This is a genomic window from Mesorhizobium sp. ArgA1, from assembly GCF_053714375.1.
Genome location: NZ_JBSKBQ010000004.1, coordinates 117,841 through 135,468 on the forward strand (window position 1 = coordinate 117,841; position 17,628 = coordinate 135,468).

A 17,628-nucleotide genomic window follows, 5' to 3' on the forward strand; every position below is an offset into this window, starting at 1 on the left:
AAAAGCTAGAGCCAGCAGCGAAGGCGGCAACAGACATGGCAAAGACCGATATAGCGCGGCGCGTCTACAACCACACCTGGAAGCTGGATCCGATCGTCCGAAGCCTGCTCGACACCGATTTCTACAAGCTGCTGATGCTGCAGATGATCTGGGGGATGTATCCCAAGGTCGACACCACCTTCTCGCTGATCAACCGCACCACCTCGGTGCGCCTTGCCGATGAGATCGACGAAGGCGAACTGCGCGACCAGCTCGACCATGCCCGCACGCTGCGCTTCTCCAAGAAGGAGATGATCTGGCTCGGCGGTAACAATTTCTATGGCCGCAAGCAGATATTCGAGCCGGAATTCCTCGCCTGGCTGGAAGGTTTCCGGCTGCCCGAATACGAGCTGTCCAAACGCGACGGCCAGTACGAGCTCTCCTTCAGCGGCCCCTGGATGTACACTACCCTGTGGGAAATCCCGGCGCTGGCCATCATCAATGAGCTTCGTTCCCGCGCGGCGATGCGCGCCTTCGGCCCGTTTGCGCTCGACGTGCTCTATGCCCGCGCCAAGGCCAAGATGTGGGCCAAGACGGAGCGGCTGAAGGCGCTGCCCGGCATCCGCATCTCTGATTTCGGCACCCGCCGTCGGCACTCCTTCCTGTGGCAGCGCTGGTGCGTCGAGGCGCTCAAGGAAGGCATCGGCGAGGCCTTCACCGGCACCTCCAACGTGCTGCTGGCCATGGACAACGACCTCGAAGCGCTCGGCACCAACGCGCATGAACTGCCGATGGTGTTTGCGGCGCTTGCCAAGACCGAAAAGGAATTGAAGCAATCGCCCTATAAAGTGCTGCAGGACTGGCAGCGCTATTACGGCGGCAACCTCTTGATCGTGCTGCCTGACGCCTTCGGCACCGCATCCTTCCTGCGCGATGCGCCGGACTGGGTTGCCGACTGGACCGGCTTCCGGCCCGACAGCGCGCCGCCGATCGAAGGCGGTGAAAAAATCATCGACTGGTGGCGCGAGAAGGGCAAGGACCCCAGGCAGAAGCTGCTGATCTTCTCCGACGGGCTCGAGGTCGAGACCATCGAGGAGACCTACAAGCACTTCCAGGGCAAGGTGCGCATGTCCTTCGGCTGGGGCACCAACCTCACCAACGACTTCGAAGGCTGCGCGCCGACCGAGACCAACAGCCTCGATGCGATATCGCTGGTCTGCAAGGTCACCGAGGCCAATGGCAGGCCGGCGGTCAAGCTGTCGGACAATCCGGCCAAAGCGACGGGCGACCCCGAGGAGATCGAACGGTATTTGCGGATTTTCGGGGCGAAAGATCGGGTGAGGCAACTGGTCAAGGTTTGAGATGGCGGATCATTTCGCCAGGCAAATGGAAATCCGGATAAGTTGAGTTCCCGCCCACCCCCCTCTGTCCTGCCGGACATCTCCCCCGCAAGGGGGGAGATTGGCGGCGTCGGGCGCCGCGCCTCTTTCTTCGCCGTTGAAAATCGGCGAAAGCCTAAGCGAAATCCAATCTCCCCCCTTGCGGGGGAGATGTCCGGCAGGACAGAGGGGGGTGTGAAGGATCGCGGCCGGCTGACCTACGCCGCCTGTTCATTTTTCCTCCTCCCCACCTCCGCTTTCGCCCATGCCTCCGATCGCGGCCACGTCCTCCTCCTCCCCACCGGCTACTACATCGCCGGCGGCGCTGTCGCCGTTGCCGTCAGCTTCCTCGTCCTCGCCCTGCTGCCACCCGGCGCCCTCGACCGTTTCTGGCGCCGTCGCCTGGAACTTTTCACGTTCAGCGCAGCCCCCCGCACAGTCGTCAGCCTGCTCTCCTTTGCCGGCTTCGCAACGCTCATCGCCGCTGGCCTGTTCGGCAGCCGCGACCCTCTCTCCAATCCGCTCCCTCTTGTCGTATGGACACTGCTCTGGGTCGGTCTCGTCCTCCTGCAAGGTCTGCTTGGCGGTCTCTGGTCCTGGCTGAACCCCTGGTACGGCCCATGGCGGATCGTGACCCGCCTGCTTGGTCAGCGCGATGCCGAGGTGCCGAAATCGCGTTTGCCTGCATGGCTCGGTAGCTGGCCGGCCGTCATCCTGTTCTTCACCTTTGCCTGGTTCGAACTGATCGATCCGGCGCCCGATGACCCGGCACGGCTGGCCTATGCCGCTGGCCTCTATTGGCTTTTCACCTTCATCGCCATGCTCGCCTTCGGCTATCCCGGCTGGAGCCAACGCGGCGAATTCCTGACGGTGTTCTTCAGCATGGTGGCGCGCTTTGCGCCTGTCGAGCGAGGTGAAGAAGGCCGCCTCAACCTTTGCTGGCCGGGCGCGAAACTGCTCGCCGCCGTGCCTCTGCCGGCCAGCGGCATCGCTTTCCTGCTGCTCAGCCTATCGTCTGTCTCCTTCGACGGACTGTCGAAAACCTTCTTCTGGCTCGGTCTGTTCGGCATCAATCCGCTGGAGTATCCCGGCCGCACCGCGCTGATCGGCATCGGCAGCTTCGGCCTCGTGCTCACTTTCGTGCTGCTGGCGGCTGCATTCATGCTGGCCGTCATCCTCGGCCAGCGCCTTGCCGGCAGCGGGCATGCACTTGGCGAGGCGGCAGGACTGCTGGTCTGGTCGATCGTGCCGATCGCGCTCGCCTATCATGTCGCGCATTATCTGACGGCGCTGCTGGTCGACGGCCAGTATGCGGTGGCTGCTTTATCCGACCCGTTAGGACTGGGCTGGAACCTGTTCGGCACCGCCGACATGCGGATCGAAGCCGGCATCGTCGCCGGCGCCGGCTCCGCCTGGTGGCTGTGGAATGTGCAGGCCGGCATCATCATCGCCGGCCATAGTTTGGCGGTGCTCGTCGCCCATGGTCTGGCCTGGCGGCTGCACCCGGTTCCATCGCGCGCCGCACTCAGTCAATTGCCGCTCACCGTGCTGATGGTCGCTTACACCATCTTCGGTCTCTGGTTGCTTGCCACGCCGACTGCCGGATGACAAAAGGTGACCGGCGTGCCAGCGCATGACCCCGAAAATCGGGTTCGATTTTCGGAAAGGATCATGCGCAAAGCAAAAAATGCTCCAGCGTCCTTTGCGCGTCCTGATGGACGCGCGGCGCTGGATGCGGAAAGCCCGCTTGCCACGTCGAGGCTTTGATGATTTAGTTTGTATACATGCGATTTCTGCCCCTCCCACAAGGGAGTGGCCTTGCCTCGTTACAGACAGTCAAAACTCGAAAACAGGGGAACTGCCGTGACTGACAAGAATGGGTTTTTCGATCTCTCCAAAAGCACGCTTAGCCGCCGTACGGCGCTAAAAGGTCTCGCTGCCGGGGCCGGCCTGACGCTCGCGCCGGGCTTCGTTCGTTACTCGCAGGCGCAGAGCTCGGCGCCGATCAAGATCGGGTTCCAGTCGCACCGCACCGGCATCGGTGCCGCCTATGGCCGCTGGTACGAAAAGACCAGTGCGGCCGCGGTCAAGGCGATCAACGATGCCGGCGGCATCAACGGCCGCCCGGTCGAACTGGTGATCGAGGATGACGGCACCGATCCCGGCCGCGGAGCCGAAGTGGTCGGCAAGTTCGCCACCCAGCACAAGACCGACATCGTCTTCGGCACGCTGTTCTCGCATGTCGTGATCGGCTCCGCGCCGGCCGCAGGTGAAAACAAGATTCCCTATTTCGTCGTCAGTGAAGGCCACCATGTCGCCTCGACCAAGTTGAACCGCTACGTCTTCCAGCCCGGCATCACCGACGTGAAGAGCCAGATCCAGTCTATGGCGCCGTGGATCGCGGCCAATGCCGGCAAGAAGGTGACGCAGATCTTCCCCGACTTCGCCTTCGGCTACGACCACCGCGACTACCTGCCGCCGGCGTTGAAGGCGCAAGGCGCCGAGGTCATCGCCCAGATCGCCATCCCGCCGACGGAATCTTCCTTCACCAAATATTTTCCGCAGATCCCGGCCGAGACCGAGGTGATCTACCACGTCATGGTCGGTCCGGCCGTGCTGACCTTCGTCAAGGAACTCGGCGAGTTCTACGGCTCGAACCGGCCGCAACTCTTCGGCTTCATGGATTCGCTCGAAGCCACCGACATCAACAGCCCCGGGCTGGAATTCCTCGACGGCAGCCATTTCTGGGAAGGCTCGCCGCGCTACGCGCAGGCGGACGACAGCGCCGCGCAGAAGGCCTATCGCGCCGCCGTCGGCATCGACGACAATGGTGCGGCCGTCGGCGACCCCAAGGACGTCTCCACCGCCTCGCACATGTTCGGCTGCTGGGAAACGCTCTACGTCGTCAAGAAGGCGATGGAAGACGCCGGCTACAAGGGTCCGGAAGACCGCGCCAAGCTGGTCGAGGCGACCGAGGCGCTGACCGAATTCGCCGAAGGGCCGGAGCATCCGCAGGGACCGAAGACCTTCAACGGCAAGATCCACCAGTGCTTCGGCATCCAGAACATCTCCAAGGTCGAAGGCGGCAAGCTGACGGTCGTCCACAAGACCAAGATCGAGGATGGGCTTTACGAGGCCGAAGGGGATTACACGACGCAGGCGCTGTAGGTTTTGCTCGCCTGTAACGTGGGAGCCCAGCCACCCCCCTCTGTCCTGCCGGCCATCTCCCCCGCAAGGGGGGAGATTGGAGGTCGCCCAGGGTTTCGCCAATCGCCAAAGTCGTCGTCAAAAAGGCGCTGCCACACGTACTGCCAATCTCCCCCCATGCGGGGGGTGAGGAGCGGTCCGCGAAGCGGACGGAAAGCCAATTGCTTGGCTTTCCGAGCGACGAACGCCCGGAGCGATAGCGAAGGGCCGAGCCCGGCAGGGGTGCACTTGGCACCGACCAGCGTGTAGCCCATGCATTTTGGACCCCATCTCCTCCTCGCCGCGCTCGAAGGCCTCGTCACCTCCGCCGTACTGGCGCTGACGGCGCTGGGCCTGTCGCTGGTGTTCGGCGTCATGCGCGTCGTCAATGTCGCCCATGGTGAGTTCTTTATGCTCGGCGCGGTGCTCGCCTGGGCAATCTCGACGGCCATCCCCGGCCATCCCACGGTCGGCTTCCTAGCGGCATTGGTGATCGCGCCGCTGATTGTCGGCGCCATAGCGCTGGGGGCAGAAAGGCTGGTGCTGCGCCGGCTCAATTACAATCCGGAAGCCACCATCGTCGCCACCATCGGCATGCTCTACATCATTCAGCAGCTGGCGCTGAGCTTCTACGGGCCGGAGGCGCGGCCGGTGGAGTCGCCCTTCAGCTACCGCATCCTTTTGCCCTGGTTCGGCTATTCCGGCTACAAACTGTCGATCATCGTCGCTTCGGCGCTCCTGCTGGTCGCCACATGGCTGGTGCTGACGCGCACGAAGATCGGCCTCATCATGCGCGCCACCCAGTATGACAGCGAGACGGCGCAGGCCTTCGGCATTCCGGTCGACCGCGTCTATGCCGGCGTGTTCGCCCTCGGCGCCATGCTGGCGGCTATCGCCGCCGTGCTGATCGTGCCGATCAGCCAGGCGCACTACCTGATGGGACAGGACCCGCTGCTCTTATCCTTCATCGTCGTCATCATCGGCGGCCTCGGCTCGCTGCGCGGCACGGTCGTCGCCGCCGTGCTGATCGGCCTCTCCGACGGCATCATCTCGGTGTTCTTCTCGCCGACCTTGGCCAAGATCATCGCCACGCTGCTGGTCGCCATGGTGCTGGTGTTCCGGCCGCAAGGCCTGTTCGGGCAGGCGCCGAGATGAGCGAAGCTTCGCCGGCAAAAGCCTATGCACTCCACCTCGGCGTCATCGCGCTGCTCTTCGCACTGAGTTTCGTCCTGCCCGACTATCATCACGGCCTTATCGCCCGCATCATGGTGCTGGCGGCGTTCGCCATGGGCTACAACATGCTGTTCGGCTATGTCGGCCTGCTCAGCCTCGGCCACGCCATGTTCTTTGCCGCCGGGCTCTATGGCGCAGGTCTTGCCGTCATCCATCTCGGCTGGAGCGTGCCTTTGGCCTTCCTCGCCGGCATCGCCTGTGGCGCGTTGCTGGCGCTGGTAATCGGCCTGCTGGCGCTGCGCACTACGGGCGTTGCCTTCATGATCGTCACCATGATGTTCGCGCAGGTCTTCTACCTCACGATTCTCTACTTCGCCGCCTGGACCGGCGGTGACCAGGGCCTGGTGGTGCCGCAGCCGGCGCGGGTTCTGAACCTCGGCGCGACATCGCTCGACCTCACCAACCCGACCGTGCGCTACATGAGCGCGCTGGCGCTGTTCTCGGTGGTGCTGCTCATCACGCTCGCCATCGTCCGCTCCCGCTACGGCCGCGTTCTGGTCGCCGTGCGCGAAAACGAGGAGCGCACGAAAATGCTCGGCTACGACACTTTCTCGAACAAGCTCATCGCCGTCGTCGTTTCCGGCGCCATCTGCGCAGCGTCCGGTGCCGTCTATGCGCTGCTGTTCGGCTATGTCGGCTCGAGCTTCGCTTCGGTGCAGTATTCGATCTTGCCGCTGCTTTGGGTGTTGCTCGGCGGCGCCGCCACGACGCTTGGCGCCCTGATCGGCACGGTGTTCATGTACTATGTTATCGACGTCGCCAGCGGCTACACCTCCGCCTACCTGTTGATCGTCGGCATCGCACTCATCCTCCTGGTACTGTTTTTCCCCAAAGGCATTTTGGGCACCATCCGCCAGCGCTGGCTCGGGTGGCTGCCATGATGCCGCTGCTGACGACAAAGAACCTGGCGCGCAATTTCGGCGGCCTGCGCGCCGTCGACGGTGTCGACTTCCAGCTGATGCCGGGCGAGATCCGCGCCGTCATCGGCCCCAACGGAGCCGGGAAAACCACCTTCGTCAGCCTGATCAGCGGCCGCATCCAGCCATCCGCCGGCATGATCCTCTTCGACGGGGCCGACATCACCAGCCAGCCGGCCTATCTCCGGGTGCGCCAGGGCATTGCCTACACATTCCAGATCACCAGCGTCTTCGCCAACCTCTCCGCCTACGACAATGTCGCGCTGCCGGTGCAGCGCACGCTGACCGACGGGCGCTCGAAGGGTGCGGTGCGCACCGGCGTCATGGCCGCGCTCGAGCGCACCGGCCTTGCCGACCGCGCCCATATGCCGGCCGGCCAGCTCTCCTACGGCCATCAGCGCCTGCTCGAAGTGGCGATGGGCCTGGCGCTGAAGCCGCGGCTCCTGATCCTCGACGAGCCGACGCAAGGCTTGGCCGACAGCGAGATCGACAATTTCATCGAGCTGGTCCGCGAGATCGCCAAAAGCGCCACCGTGCTTTTGATCGAGCACAACATGCCGGTCGTCATGCAGCTGGCCGATCGCATCACCGTCTTCAACGCCGGCAGGATCCTGGCCGAAGGCACGCCCGAGCAGGTCCGCGCCAACACGCAGGTGCAGGAAGCCTATCTGGGGACGGCGCCATGACCGGAGCAGTCACAGGGACAAGCGTGTTGACCATCTCCGGGCTCGACTGCTTCTACGGCGAGGTGCAAGTGCTCTACGGCCTCGACCTTGTGCTCAACAAGGGCGAGGTGCTGTGCCTGTTCGGTCGTAACGGCGCCGGCAAGACGACGACGCTGAAGGCGATCATGGGACTGGTGCCGGCGGTAGCCGGCTCGATCCAGCTCGCCGGCAAGGAATTGACGGTCCTGCCGGCGCATGACGTGCCGAAAGCCGGCGTCGCCTATGTGCCGCAGGGCAGGCGTCTGTTCGCTGAGATGACGGTCGCCGAAAACATCGAAATCGGCCTGATGACTCGTGGCAAGGGCAAGGTCGTGCGGGAAAACGTCCTCGACCTTTTTCCATTGCTGCGCCAGCGGCTGCGGCAGCGCTCCGGCACGCTGTCGGGCGGCGAGCAGCAGATGCTGGCCATGGCGCGGGCGCTGTGCATCGAGCCGCAGGTGCTATTGCTCGACGAGCCGACCGAAGGCCTGATGCCGTCAATGATCGCCAAAATCCGCGAGACGGTGGTGCAGCTGCGGGAGCTGGGTGTCTCCACCATCCTGGTCGAGCAGCGCGTCGATGCCGTGCTGTCGGTCGCCGACCGCGTCTGTTTCATCGAAAACGGCCGCAACCGCGAGACCGTCGATGTAGAGGAACTGCGGGCCGATCCGTCGGCGGTCAGGCGGTATGTTGGGGTCGGCTGAGCTCTACCCTCCCCCTTGTGGGCCCACAAGGGGAGGTAAGGCGCAGCGCCGCTTCAGCTAAAGAAAAGAAATCCCGCTATCAAAAACGTCGGGATCAGCACCAGGCCCGACCACGCCATATAGCCGAAGAAGCCCGGCATTTTCACGCCGCGATGCCTGGCGATGGCGTAGACCATGAAGTTGGGCGCATTGCCGATATAGGTGTTGGCGCCCATGAACACGGCGCCGGCGGAAATCGCCGCCAGCGTCGAGACGAACTCCGTCATCAGATGGCTGGGATCGCCGCCGGCAAGTTCGAAGAACACCAGATAGGTCGGCGCATTGTCAAGGAAGGACGACAGCCCGCCGGTCAGCCAGAAATAAGCGAGATCATTGGGCTGACCCGACGGCGAGGTGACCAGTCCGACCAGCGGCGCCAGCGCCCCGTCATGGCCGGCCCGAAGGATGGCGATGACCGGCACGATGCAGATGAAGATGCCCGCAAACAGTTTCGCCACTTCGGCGATCGGGCCCCAGATGAAGCCATTGGCATGACGGTTCTCCTTGCGCGAGACAGCCAGAGACAGGAAAGCCAGCGCCAGGATGATTGCGTCGCGCACCAGGTTCTGCAGCTCGAGGGTCACGCCCACCGGGGAAAAGCTGATGCCCGGCTTCCAGGCCGCCGACAATAGGATCGCGCCGATGACGCCGGCCAGCAGCGGCAGGTTGGCCAGGCCGCGAATCCGCACCTTCGTATCCGGCGTCGGATCCTTGATCTTTGGCGCACCCTCTTCGCGGCGATGCAGAATGATATCGATGGCCACGAAGACAAGCAGCACAAGGCCGCCGGTAAACAGCGTCTCGCGCCAGAGGTTCGTCGTCGTCCAGAAGAAGTCGACGCCGCGCAGGAAGCCGACGAACAATGGCGGGTCGCCCAAGGGCGTCAGCGAGCCGCCGATGTTGGAGACAAGAAAAATGAAGAAGATGACGACATGGGCGTTGAACGGCCGGTTGTCATTGGCGCGCAGCATCGGCCGGATCAGGATCATCGAGGCACCGGTCGTGCCGATCACCGAGGCTAGCATCGCCCCGACAAGCAGCAAGCCGGCATTGACCAGCGGCGTGCCATGGATGTTGCCGGCAACAAGGATGCCGCCCGAAATGGTGTAGAGGGCAAACAAAAGGATGATGAACGACATGTATTCGGTGAGCAGCGTGTGCAGCACCGCCTCGGACGCCGAAGGCATGCCGAAGGCAACCATCAGCGGCACCACCACCAGCACCGCCCAGCCTGCGGCGATCTTGCCGTAATGATGTTCCCAGACGTGGTGGAACAGCAGCGGTCCCGTGGCGATCGACAATAGCAGGCCGGCAAACGGCAGCCCCCACCACAGCGACATAGAAGCGCCAGGCAGTTCGTGGCTCTCAGCCGCAAGCGCCAGTCCGGGAAAAACCAAAATGGCGACCGTCAAGGCCGCCAAAACTACCGGCGATTGTATGGAGCTCTCCCGATGCCTCACGATCTAGGCCGAGGTCTTGTCTTCGAGCCTCACACCCGCGTCTCGCATGCGCTTCAGCATCGCCTCGACCGAGCCGTTAAGATCGATGCCGCGGCAGGCATCGAGGCGCACCGTCGTCTTGAAACCCTGCTTTACCGCGTCGAGCGCCGAAAAGGCGACGCAGAAGTCGGTCGCCAGGCCGACCAGGGTCACAGTATCGATGCCGCGCTCCTTGAGGTAGCCGGCGAGTCCGGTCGATGTCTTGTGGTCGTTCTCGAAGAAGGCGGAGTAGCTGTCGATGTCAGGGCGAAATCCCTTGCGGATCACCAGTTCGGTCTTGGTCCAGGCGAGTCCCGAATGGAAGTCGGAACCAAGGCTGCCCTGAATGCAATGGTCGGGCCACAGCGTCTGCGGCCCATAAGGCATCTCGATCGCGCTGAAAGGCTGCGCCCCCGGATGGCTGGAGGCAAAGCTTGAATGTCCGGCCGGGTGCCAGTCCTGCGTCAGCACGACATGCTCGGCGTGCCGGATCAGATCGTTGACCAGCGGCACGATTTCGTCGCCGCCGGCAACCGCCAGCGCGCCGCCGGGGCAGAAGTCGTTCTGCAGGTCGATGACAACAAGCGCTTCGTCGGCCATGGCGCCTCTCCTCTTTTCGTCGTCTCGAGCGGGGATTCGAGTGAAAAACGCCGCGGATGCGACCGGATGCAGAAACTTGACCAGATGGCGGCCTGCGTCAACCTCCGGCCGCATAACAAATGCGTGGCGGCCAGCTTCCCTCAAACTCCGGCTTTGACAATTCCCTCCAGCTTGATATCATTTGCATACGAATGAATTTGGCCAGACCGAATACTGGCGGTGTCTAGGGAAGACCCCATTTTGGGAAGGCCCACTTTTAGGAAGGTAAAGCGTGATCCGTTACGCGAAACCCACCACGCTCGACGAGGCGCTCGCTCTTCTGGGCGAGGGCGCCTGGCGCGTTCTTGCCGGCGGCACCGATTTCTATCCGGCGCAAGGCGCCAAACCGTTCCGCGATGATGTTCTCGACATCAACGGACTGGCCTCGCTGCGTGGCATCGCCGAGACCGAGACACATTGGGTTTTGGGCGCCCGCACCACTTGGACCGACCTCGTCCGCCATCCCTTGCCGGCGGCGTTCGATGCGCTGAAGCAGGCCGCGCGCGAAGTCGGCTCCGTGCAGATCCAGAATGTCGCCTCCATCGCCGGCAACCTCTGCAACGCCTCGCCGGCCGCCGACGGCGTGCCGGGTCTGCTGGTGCTGGACGCCGAGGTCGAACTGCGCTCGGCGGCCGCAACACGCTATCTGCCCTTGCCAGATTTCATTCTCGGCAACCGACGCACGGCCTTGCTGCCCGGCGAAATGGTCACCGCCATCCGCATCCCCAAGCATGCGGCCGCCGGTGCCTCCGCTTTCGTCAAGCTCGGCGCGCGGCGTTACCTCGTCATCTCCATCGCCATGGTGGCGGCGCGCCTCGTCATCGACAACGGCATTGTCGCGGAAGCAGCCGTCGCTGTCGGCTCCTGTTCCGCAGTCGCCAAGCGGCTCTCCGATGTCGAAGCTGCGCTGCGCGGCAGGCCTGCCCTCCAGACACTCGCCGACACGGTCCTGTCCGCGCCGATGGCCGAGCTGTCGCCGATCGCCGATGTGCGCGGCAGCGCCGAATACCGGCTCGATGCGGCGCGCGAAATCGTCGCCCGCGCCGTGCTGCAGGCCTGTGGCCTCACGGACGACAACAGCATGGTGGCGGCATGAGCCAAGCTCGGTCTGAGGAAGTTCTGCCCGACCTCGTGCCGGCTTTCGGCCTCGAGCGCGCCGACATCGCTTTCGCGGTCAATGGCGCCGCCGTTTCGGTCAATGTGCCGCCGCTGCGCCGGCTGTCGCAGGTTTTGCGCGACGAATTGCAGCTGACCGGCACCAAGGTCGGCTGCGACGCTGGTGACTGCGGCGCCTGCACGGTGCTGGTCGACGGCGAAGCCGTCTGCGCCTGCCTGATGCCGGTGGCCTCCGCCGCCGGAACATCGGTGACGACCGTCGAGGGCCTTGCCAATGGCCGGTTGTCGGCGCTGCAGGCGTCATTCCTGGCGCATGGGGCGGCGCAATGCGGCATCTGCACGCCGGCGCTGCTGGTCGCGGGAACGGCGCTGCTGGAGACAACGCCGAACCCGACGGAGGTCGAGGTGCAGGATGCGCTCGGCGGCATCCTCTGCCGCTGCACCGGCTACAGAAAGATCATCGCGGCAGTGATGGATGCCTCCTTGCAGGCAGCAAGTCTGGATTTCCGCATGCCGCAGTCGGGTCATGCGATCGGCTCGTCGCCGGTTAGGCTCGACGGCGTGCCAAAAGTCACCGGTGGCGAGAAGTTCGGCGGCGATTCCTTCCCCGCCGATGCGCTGGCCGTGCTGGTGGTCCGTTCGCCGCATTATCACGCCAGCTTCACCTTCGGCGATCTGGAAGGTTGGGCAAAAAGACATCCCGGCATTGAAGGCGTCTTCACCGCCGCCGATATTCCGGGCAAGAACTGCTTTGGCGTCATCGGCCCGTTCGCCGATCAGCCAGCGCTGGCCGAAGGGTTTGCGCGCCTGCGCGGTGAGGCTGTGGCGCTGGTCGCCGGCGAGCGCGAGGCGATGCTCGATCTCGATTTGTCGGATTTCCCGGTCCACTGGACCGAACTGCCGCATCTTTTGCAGCCCGGCGAAGCGCAGGGCGACGGTGCGGCGCTGATCCATGCCAACCGCCCGGCCAATCTTTTGACCAAGGGCTTTGTTGAGCGCGGCGATCCTGAGGCGGCTCTTGCCGCCGCTGCCGTCACCGCGTCCGGCGCCATCGACACCTCCTATGTCGAGCACGCCTACATCGAGCCGGAAGCCGGCCATGCCTATATGGATGGCGACACGCTGGTCGTCGTCGCCTGCACCCAGGCGCCCTATATGGACCGCGACGACACGGCGAAAGTGCTCGGCCTGCCTGTCGAGAAGGTGCGCATCGTGCCAACCGCCACCGGCGGCGGTTTCGGCTCCAAGCTCGACGTCTCGCTGCAGCCGCTGATCGGGCTTGTGGCGCTGAAGACGGGCCGGCCGGCGGCGCTTGCCTACACCCGCAACGAATCCATGATGTCGACCACAAAACGCCATCCCGCCGAGATGAAGGCGACGATCGGCGCCGGTGCCGACGGCCATATCACCGGCATGGTTTTCGCAGGTGACTTCAACACCGGCGCTTATGCCAGCTGGGGGCCGACCGTCGCCAACCGTGTGCCGGTGCATGCGTCCGGCCCCTATGCGACGCCGAATTACCGGGCCGAAGGCCGCGCCATCCACACTCACGGGCCGATATCCGGCGCCTTCCGCGGTTTCGGAGTGCCGCAGGCGACGATCATGCAGGAGACGCTCTATGACGAGCTCGCCGGCAAACTGGGCATGGATCGGCTCGATTTCCGCTTGAAAAACTGCCTTCGGAACGGCTCCGAAACGGTTACCGGGCAGAGGCTGGAGTCGGGCGTCGGTATTTTCGAGTGCCTTGACTCGCTGCGGCCGCATTGGGCTCGCGCGACGGCCGACGCAGATACATTCAATTCCTCCAATACGAGCAAAAAGCGCGGCGTCGGCATCGCGTCGTGCTGGTATGGCTGCGGCAACACCTCGCTGCCCAACCCGTCGACCATAAGGGTCGGTATCTCGCCAACGGGTGACATCATCCTGCATCAGGGCGCCGTCGATATCGGCCAGGGTTCCAACACTGTCATCACCCAGATCTGCGCCGACGCGCTCGGCTTGCCGCTGGAAAGATTCCGGCTGAAGGGCGCCGACACCGCGATCAGCCCCGACGCCGGCAAAACATCGGCTTCGCGCCAGACTTTTGTGACCGGCAAGGCGGCCGAAAAGGCCGGCCGCACCTTGCGCGAAAAAATCCTGCGCTTTGCCAATGTCTCGGAGAACGCGGCCCTGCAACTGGATGGCCCGGCGATCGTCATCCGCGAAGGCGAAGCCACCCGCCGCATCGATCTCGCCGCCCTCGATGTCGATGCTGACGGTTTTGTCTTCCGTGCCGAGGAGACCTATGATCCACCGACGCTGCCGCTCGACGCCAAGGGCCAGGGCAAGCCTTACGCCGTCTACGGCTATGGCGCGCAGATCGCCGAGTTGGAGGTCGATCTCAAGCTCGGCACCGTCAAGCTGCTGAAAATCACCGCCGCGCACGATGTCGGCAAGGCGATCAACCCGCTGCTGGTCGAAGGCCAGATCGAAGGCGGCATCGCGCAAGGCATCGGCATGGCGCTGATGGAGGAATACATCCCCGGCCGCACCGAGAATTTGCACGACTATCTCATCCCGACCATCGGCGACGTGCCTGAGATCGAGCACATATTGATCGAGGTTCCCGATCCCGAGGGACCGTTCGGCGCCAAGGGCCTGGGTGAGCATGTGCTGATCCCGACCGCACCCGCCATCCTCAATGCCATCCGCCACGCCACCGGCGTTCTCATCACCAAGGTTCCGGCGACGCCGACGCGCATCCGCGCTGGCATCCGTCAAAAAAATGGCATCCGCGACAAGGAGGCACGCCCATGAGCGAGCTTGCCGAACGCTTCGAAACCCACGACCCCGGCGAGAAGCAGGTGGCGGAAAAGATCCGCTGCGATGCCTGTCCGGTGATGTGTTATATCGCGGATGGCCGCACCGGCGCCTGCGACCGCTACGGCAATGTCGGCGGCCGTATCGTGCGCATGGACCCGCTGACCATTCTCGACCACGCAGCCGAGACTGGCGCCGCAATGGTTCCCTTCACCGCCGAAGGCGAGCAATGGGATGGCGAGCTCGTCAACACCGGCCGCCGCTTCGTCACCGCAATAGGCGCTGGCACCACCTATCCCGACTACAAGCCGGCGCCGTTTATCGTCAGCCAGGAGGTCGAGGGCGTCGATCTTGTGACGGTGGTTACCGAGGGCATCTTCTCCTATTGCGGCGTCAAGGTGAAGATCGACACCGACCGCCATCTCGGCCCGGAGACGGCAATCGTGCGCTCGCAAGGCGAGGCGATCGGCCATGTCACGACAGGCGAATATGGCTCGCAGATGCTGTCGCTGGGCGGCGTGCATCATCTCACCGGCGGCTCCAAGGCCGAAGGCCGGGCAACCTGTGACGCGATGCTCAATCTGTGCAACCGCAAGCCGGTCGAACTGACCATTGACGGCGGCGCCACCATTATCGTCGAAGCCGGCAAACCACCTGTCATCGACGGCAAGCAGGAACACCGCATGCGCGTCGGCTGCGGCTCGGCCACCATCGGCATGTTCGCCACACAGTGGCGTGGCCTGGTCGACGAGGTGGTGGTGGTCGACGATCACATCACAGGCGTCGTGTCAGAGCATCAGGCCGGCAAGGTGCTTGGCTGGCAGGATACCGGCATCAAGATCATCGGCCGCCGGTCGACGCCAGGCCGCTATTTCAAGGTTTCCGAGCCCGGCCTCGGCTGGGGCGGCACCTCGATTTCCGACCCGCTGTCGATCCTTGGCGAGTGGAACGCCAAGAAGGGCGCGCGTCCCGGCCTGTCGCTGCTGATGGTGTCGACCACCGGCGAACAGTTCGCCTATTACGAACTCGACGACGAATTGAAGCCGGTCGAAAAGCCGTTCCCCGAGCGCTTGCAGAAATCGGTCGGGCTGATCGAGGACAATTGCGAGCCGGCGCTCTGCACGGTGCTGTTCATTGGCGGCGCCGGCGGATCGCTGCGCGCCGGTGTCACCGAAAACCCGGTCAACCTCACCCGCTCCGTCCAGGGCCTGAAGACCTACGTGACCGTCGGCGGCGCGCCGGTCTATGTCTGGCCGGGCGGCGGCATCACGCTGATGGTCGATGTCACACGGGTGCCGGAAGGCGCGTTCGGCTATGTGCCGACCCCCGCTTTGGTGGCCCCGATCGAATTCACGCTGCGCCGCGACGACTATGTCAGGCTGGGCGGCTACGAGGCCGAGATACGCAGCGTCGAGGATATTGTCGCCAAGGGTGGCGAATACCTCAACCCGCGCCGCGGTACAGGCGTCGAGGCCCGGAACCCGTGGCCACCGCTGGCGCAGTTGCGCCGTGCTGGTTCGAACGGGGCCGCCTGATGCAAGGTCCGCAAGTCCAGTGGCTGCAGGACGGCAAGCGGCTGCATCTCAACCACGGGCCGATCGACCTGATCGTCGAGGCCTTCGGCGAGGCGGATGAGTGTCGTGCCGCCTACGACCAGGCCGTCGCGCGCTTCCAGACGATCCTGATCGAGTTGGTCGAGGAGCTTCCCGAATTGCGACTGCCAGCCTTTTTCCTGGCGCCGCGCAGCTTCGCCGGGCCGACGGCGCGGCGCATGGAAGCAGCCGTCATGCCCCTCGCGGAATGCTTCATCACGCCGATGGCCGCCGTTGCAGGATCGGTAGCCGACGAAATGCTTGCCGCATTGCTTGCCGGCCGCAAGCTCGACCGCGCCTATGTCAACAATGGCGGCGACAGCGCTCTCCATATCGGCAAGGGCCAGTCGATGAGCCTGGCGATCGCCGGCACAGGCAACGGTATGGCCGACCGCATCACCATTGGCTCAGCAGACGGTGTGCGCGGCGTCGCCACCAGCGGCTGGCGCGGCCGTTCGTTTTCGCTGGGCATTGCCGATGCCGTCACCGTGCTTGCGCGCAGCGGCGCCGAGGCCGACGCGGCGGCGACGCTCATCGCCAACGCCGTCGACCTGCCCGGCAATCCCGCCATCAAGCGCACTCCAGCGCACGACCTTGCGCCAGACAGCGATCTCGGCGCGCGGCTGGTGACACAAGCCGTCGGCACGCTTGCGCTTGGCGACGTGGAGCGGGCGCTGGACAGCGGCCTTGCTGTCGCCGAAGATTTTCGCCGGCGCGGCCTGATTGACGCATCGGCGCTGTTTCTTGGCGGTGAGACCCGCATCAGTGGTTCCATGGCGCTTGCCGCGCCCAACAAAAGTCCAGGGAAGGAAGTCGCCCATGCCTGAGTTTCCGATCCGCAAGATCGCGGTTTTGACTGAGGAGATCTTTCACGATGGCGGGCCGGTCGCTGCCGCGCCGCGGCGTCGCGCTGCGGCCGTGGCGCTGGTGAAGAACCCGTTTGCCGGCCGCTACGTGGAAGAACTGCAGAGCGCCATGGACGATCTGAAGCCGCTTGGCCTGCTGCTCACCGACAAGCTCATCGCCGCATTGGGTGGCGACGTGAAACAAATCGACGCCTACGGCAAGGGCACCATCGTCGGTTCGGCGGGTGAGCTCGAGCATGGCGCGCTGTGGCATGTGCCTGGCGGCTACGCCATGCGCGAGCGGCTCGGCGACGCCAAGGCGATCGTGCCGTCGGCAACCAAGGTCGGCGCCTTCGGCTCACGGCTGGACGTGCCGCTCGGTCACACCAACGCCGCCTATGTGCGCAGTCATTTCGATGCCATGGAAGTCGGCATCAGCGACGGGCCGCGTGCCGACGAAATCCTGTTCTGCCTCGCCATGAGCTGCGGTCCGCGCGTGCATGACCGCATGGGTGGCCTGGCGGTTGGCGATATCAAGGCCTGGGACGGCTTGCGATGAGCGGCGGCGACAATCTTCTGAAGCTGGTCGAGGCCGACGAGCCAGACGATCATGATTACCGCCTGCAGGAGCAGGTCGGCTTCATCCTGCGCAAGGCGCATCAGCGCCATGTCTCGATCTTCGCATCGCAAATCGGCGACCTGACGCCGCCGCAATTTGCAGCGCTCGCCAAGCTGCACGATGTCGGCGAGACCTCGCAGAACCAATTGGGCACGCTGATCGCCATGGATGCGGCGACGGTCAAGGGTGTCATCGACCGGCTGAAGGCGCGCGGTCTGGTCGATCTCACCAAGCACGAGATCGACAAGCGCCGGCTGCTGGTCAACCTGACGCCGGAAGGACGCGAGGCGATCGAGCGGCTGATCCCGCTGGCGCGCGCCATCACTCAGGAAACGCTGGCACCGCTGACCGCCAAGGAAGCGGCAACCTTCATGCGCCTGCTGGCGAAACTGGCCTAAA

Annotated in this window: 15 protein-coding genes; 13 read left to right on the forward strand and 2 right to left on the reverse strand. The window is 64.3% G+C overall.

Translation table 11 applies throughout. From position 1 onward, the window contains the following. The first annotated feature begins 35 nt into the window (after positions 1 to 35). The 7 genes from pncB to ACWGTI_RS12770 all read left to right on the forward strand — a co-directional run bounded on the left by pncB (position 36) and on the right by ACWGTI_RS12770 (position 8,102). On the forward strand, positions 36 to 1,340 hold the full coding sequence (gene pncB, locus ACWGTI_RS12740) for a nicotinate phosphoribosyltransferase (protein WP_454575253.1): 1,305 nt from the start codon (positions 36 to 38) through the stop codon (positions 1,338 to 1,340). Positions 1,341 to 1,529: 189 nt separating this feature from the next. Next, on the forward strand, positions 1,530 to 2,966 hold the full coding sequence (locus ACWGTI_RS12745) for a hypothetical protein (protein WP_454587430.1): 1,437 nt from the start codon (positions 1,530 to 1,532) through the stop codon (positions 2,964 to 2,966). A 255-nt stretch (positions 2,967 to 3,221) separates the two neighbouring features. Continuing rightward, positions 3,222 to 4,526: an ABC transporter substrate-binding protein gene (locus tag ACWGTI_RS12750; protein WP_454587431.1), complete on the forward strand. Its 1,305-nt coding sequence runs from the start codon at positions 3,222 to 3,224 to the stop codon at positions 4,524 to 4,526. Positions 4,527 to 4,817: 291 nt separating this feature from the next. After that, entirely contained in the window at positions 4,818 to 5,699 is an 882-nt protein-coding gene (locus ACWGTI_RS12755; RefSeq protein ID WP_454587432.1) for a branched-chain amino acid ABC transporter permease, read from the forward strand. Further along, positions 5,696 to 6,658 (forward strand): branched-chain amino acid ABC transporter permease, encoded by a 963-nt coding sequence (locus ACWGTI_RS12760; protein WP_454587433.1) that lies wholly within the window; start codon positions 5,696 to 5,698, stop codon positions 6,656 to 6,658. Before ACWGTI_RS12755 ends, ACWGTI_RS12760 begins: the two co-directional genes overlap by 4 nt. Next, positions 6,655 to 7,380 (forward strand): ABC transporter ATP-binding protein, encoded by a 726-nt coding sequence (locus ACWGTI_RS12765; protein ID WP_454587434.1) that lies wholly within the window; start codon positions 6,655 to 6,657, stop codon positions 7,378 to 7,380. The genes ACWGTI_RS12760 and ACWGTI_RS12765 overlap by 4 nt, the downstream gene beginning before the upstream one ends. Next, the gene (locus ACWGTI_RS12770) at positions 7,377 to 8,102 is read left to right on the forward strand and encodes an ABC transporter ATP-binding protein (RefSeq protein WP_454587435.1); all 726 of its coding nucleotides are present in this window, start codon (positions 7,377 to 7,379) and stop codon (positions 8,100 to 8,102) included. The genes ACWGTI_RS12765 and ACWGTI_RS12770 overlap by 4 nt, the downstream gene beginning before the upstream one ends. A 53-nt stretch (positions 8,103 to 8,155) precedes the next feature. Here ACWGTI_RS12770 and ACWGTI_RS12775 read toward each other — a convergent pair whose 3' ends face one another. Together ACWGTI_RS12775 and pncA are read right to left on the reverse strand one after the other, a co-directional pair. After that, on the reverse strand, positions 8,156 to 9,481 hold the full coding sequence (locus ACWGTI_RS12775) for a sodium:proton antiporter (protein ID WP_454587696.1): 1,326 nt from the start codon (positions 9,479 to 9,481) through the stop codon (positions 8,156 to 8,158). 123 nt (positions 9,482 to 9,604) lie between these two features. Next, positions 9,605 to 10,219 (reverse strand): bifunctional nicotinamidase/pyrazinamidase, encoded by a 615-nt coding sequence (gene pncA, locus ACWGTI_RS12780; protein ID WP_454575246.1) that lies wholly within the window; start codon positions 10,217 to 10,219, stop codon positions 9,605 to 9,607. A gap of 271 nt (positions 10,220 to 10,490) precedes the next feature. On the opposite strand from pncA, the gene ACWGTI_RS12785 reads away from it, so the two are divergent. The 6 genes from ACWGTI_RS12785 to ACWGTI_RS12810 are packed head-to-tail and all read left to right on the forward strand — an operon-like array spanning position 10,491 to position 17,627. After that, entirely contained in the window at positions 10,491 to 11,354 is an 864-nt protein-coding gene (locus ACWGTI_RS12785) for an FAD binding domain-containing protein (RefSeq protein WP_454587436.1), read from the forward strand. After that, positions 11,351 to 14,170, forward strand: a complete 2,820-nt coding sequence (locus ACWGTI_RS12790) for a molybdopterin-dependent oxidoreductase (RefSeq protein WP_454587437.1) — start codon at positions 11,351 to 11,353, stop codon at positions 14,168 to 14,170. Before ACWGTI_RS12785 ends, ACWGTI_RS12790 begins: the two co-directional genes overlap by 4 nt. Further along, on the forward strand, positions 14,167 to 15,708 hold the full coding sequence (locus ACWGTI_RS12795; RefSeq protein ID WP_454587438.1) for a 6-hydroxynicotinate reductase: 1,542 nt from the start codon (positions 14,167 to 14,169) through the stop codon (positions 15,706 to 15,708). The genes ACWGTI_RS12790 and ACWGTI_RS12795 overlap by 4 nt, the downstream gene beginning before the upstream one ends. Beyond that, entirely contained in the window at positions 15,708 to 16,592 is an 885-nt protein-coding gene (locus tag ACWGTI_RS12800; RefSeq protein ID WP_454587439.1) for a UPF0280 family protein, read from the forward strand. Before ACWGTI_RS12795 ends, ACWGTI_RS12800 begins: the two co-directional genes overlap by 1 nt. Then, entirely contained in the window at positions 16,585 to 17,169 is a 585-nt protein-coding gene (locus ACWGTI_RS12805; RefSeq protein ID WP_454587440.1) for an amino acid synthesis family protein, read from the forward strand. Before ACWGTI_RS12800 ends, ACWGTI_RS12805 begins: the two co-directional genes overlap by 8 nt. Further along, complete coding sequence (locus ACWGTI_RS12810; RefSeq protein WP_454587441.1) at positions 17,166 to 17,627, forward strand: MarR family winged helix-turn-helix transcriptional regulator; 462 nt, start codon at positions 17,166 to 17,168, stop codon at positions 17,625 to 17,627. The genes ACWGTI_RS12805 and ACWGTI_RS12810 overlap by 4 nt, the downstream gene beginning before the upstream one ends. Position 17,628: the final 1 nt, after the last annotated feature.

Excerpts from the sequence above, each read along its gene's own strand:
- ACWGTI_RS12790 (WP_454587437.1), top strand. The coding sequence starts at position 11,351 with ATGAGCCAAGCTCGGTCTGAGGAAGTTCTGCCCGACCTCGTGCCGGCT.
- ACWGTI_RS12805 (WP_454587440.1), top strand. The coding sequence starts at position 16,585 with ATGCCTGAGTTTCCGATCCGCAAGATCGCGGTTTTGACTGAGGAGATC.
- pncB (WP_454575253.1), top strand. The coding sequence starts at position 36 with ATGGCAAAGACCGATATAGCGCGGCGCGTCTACAACCACACCTGGAAG.
- ACWGTI_RS12760 (WP_454587433.1), top strand. The coding sequence starts at position 5,696 with ATGAGCGAAGCTTCGCCGGCAAAAGCCTATGCACTCCACCTCGGCGTC.
- ACWGTI_RS12770 (WP_454587435.1), top strand. The coding sequence starts at position 7,377 with ATGACCGGAGCAGTCACAGGGACAAGCGTGTTGACCATCTCCGGGCTC.
- ACWGTI_RS12765 (WP_454587434.1), top strand. The coding sequence starts at position 6,655 with ATGATGCCGCTGCTGACGACAAAGAACCTGGCGCGCAATTTCGGCGGC.
- ACWGTI_RS12810 (WP_454587441.1), top strand. The coding sequence starts at position 17,166 with ATGAGCGGCGGCGACAATCTTCTGAAGCTGGTCGAGGCCGACGAGCCA.
- ACWGTI_RS12755 (WP_454587432.1), top strand. The coding sequence starts at position 4,818 with ATGCATTTTGGACCCCATCTCCTCCTCGCCGCGCTCGAAGGCCTCGTC.
- ACWGTI_RS12795 (WP_454587438.1), top strand. The coding sequence starts at position 14,167 with ATGAGCGAGCTTGCCGAACGCTTCGAAACCCACGACCCCGGCGAGAAG.
- ACWGTI_RS12800 (WP_454587439.1), top strand. The coding sequence starts at position 15,708 with ATGCAAGGTCCGCAAGTCCAGTGGCTGCAGGACGGCAAGCGGCTGCAT.
- pncA (WP_454575246.1), bottom strand. The coding sequence starts at position 10,219 with ATGGCCGACGAAGCGCTTGTTGTCATCGACCTGCAGAACGACTTCTGC.
- ACWGTI_RS12775 (WP_454587696.1), bottom strand. The coding sequence starts at position 9,481 with ATGTCGCTGTGGTGGGGGCTGCCGTTTGCCGGCCTGCTATTGTCGATC.
- ACWGTI_RS12745 (WP_454587430.1), top strand. The coding sequence starts at position 1,530 with ATGTCCGGCAGGACAGAGGGGGGTGTGAAGGATCGCGGCCGGCTGACC.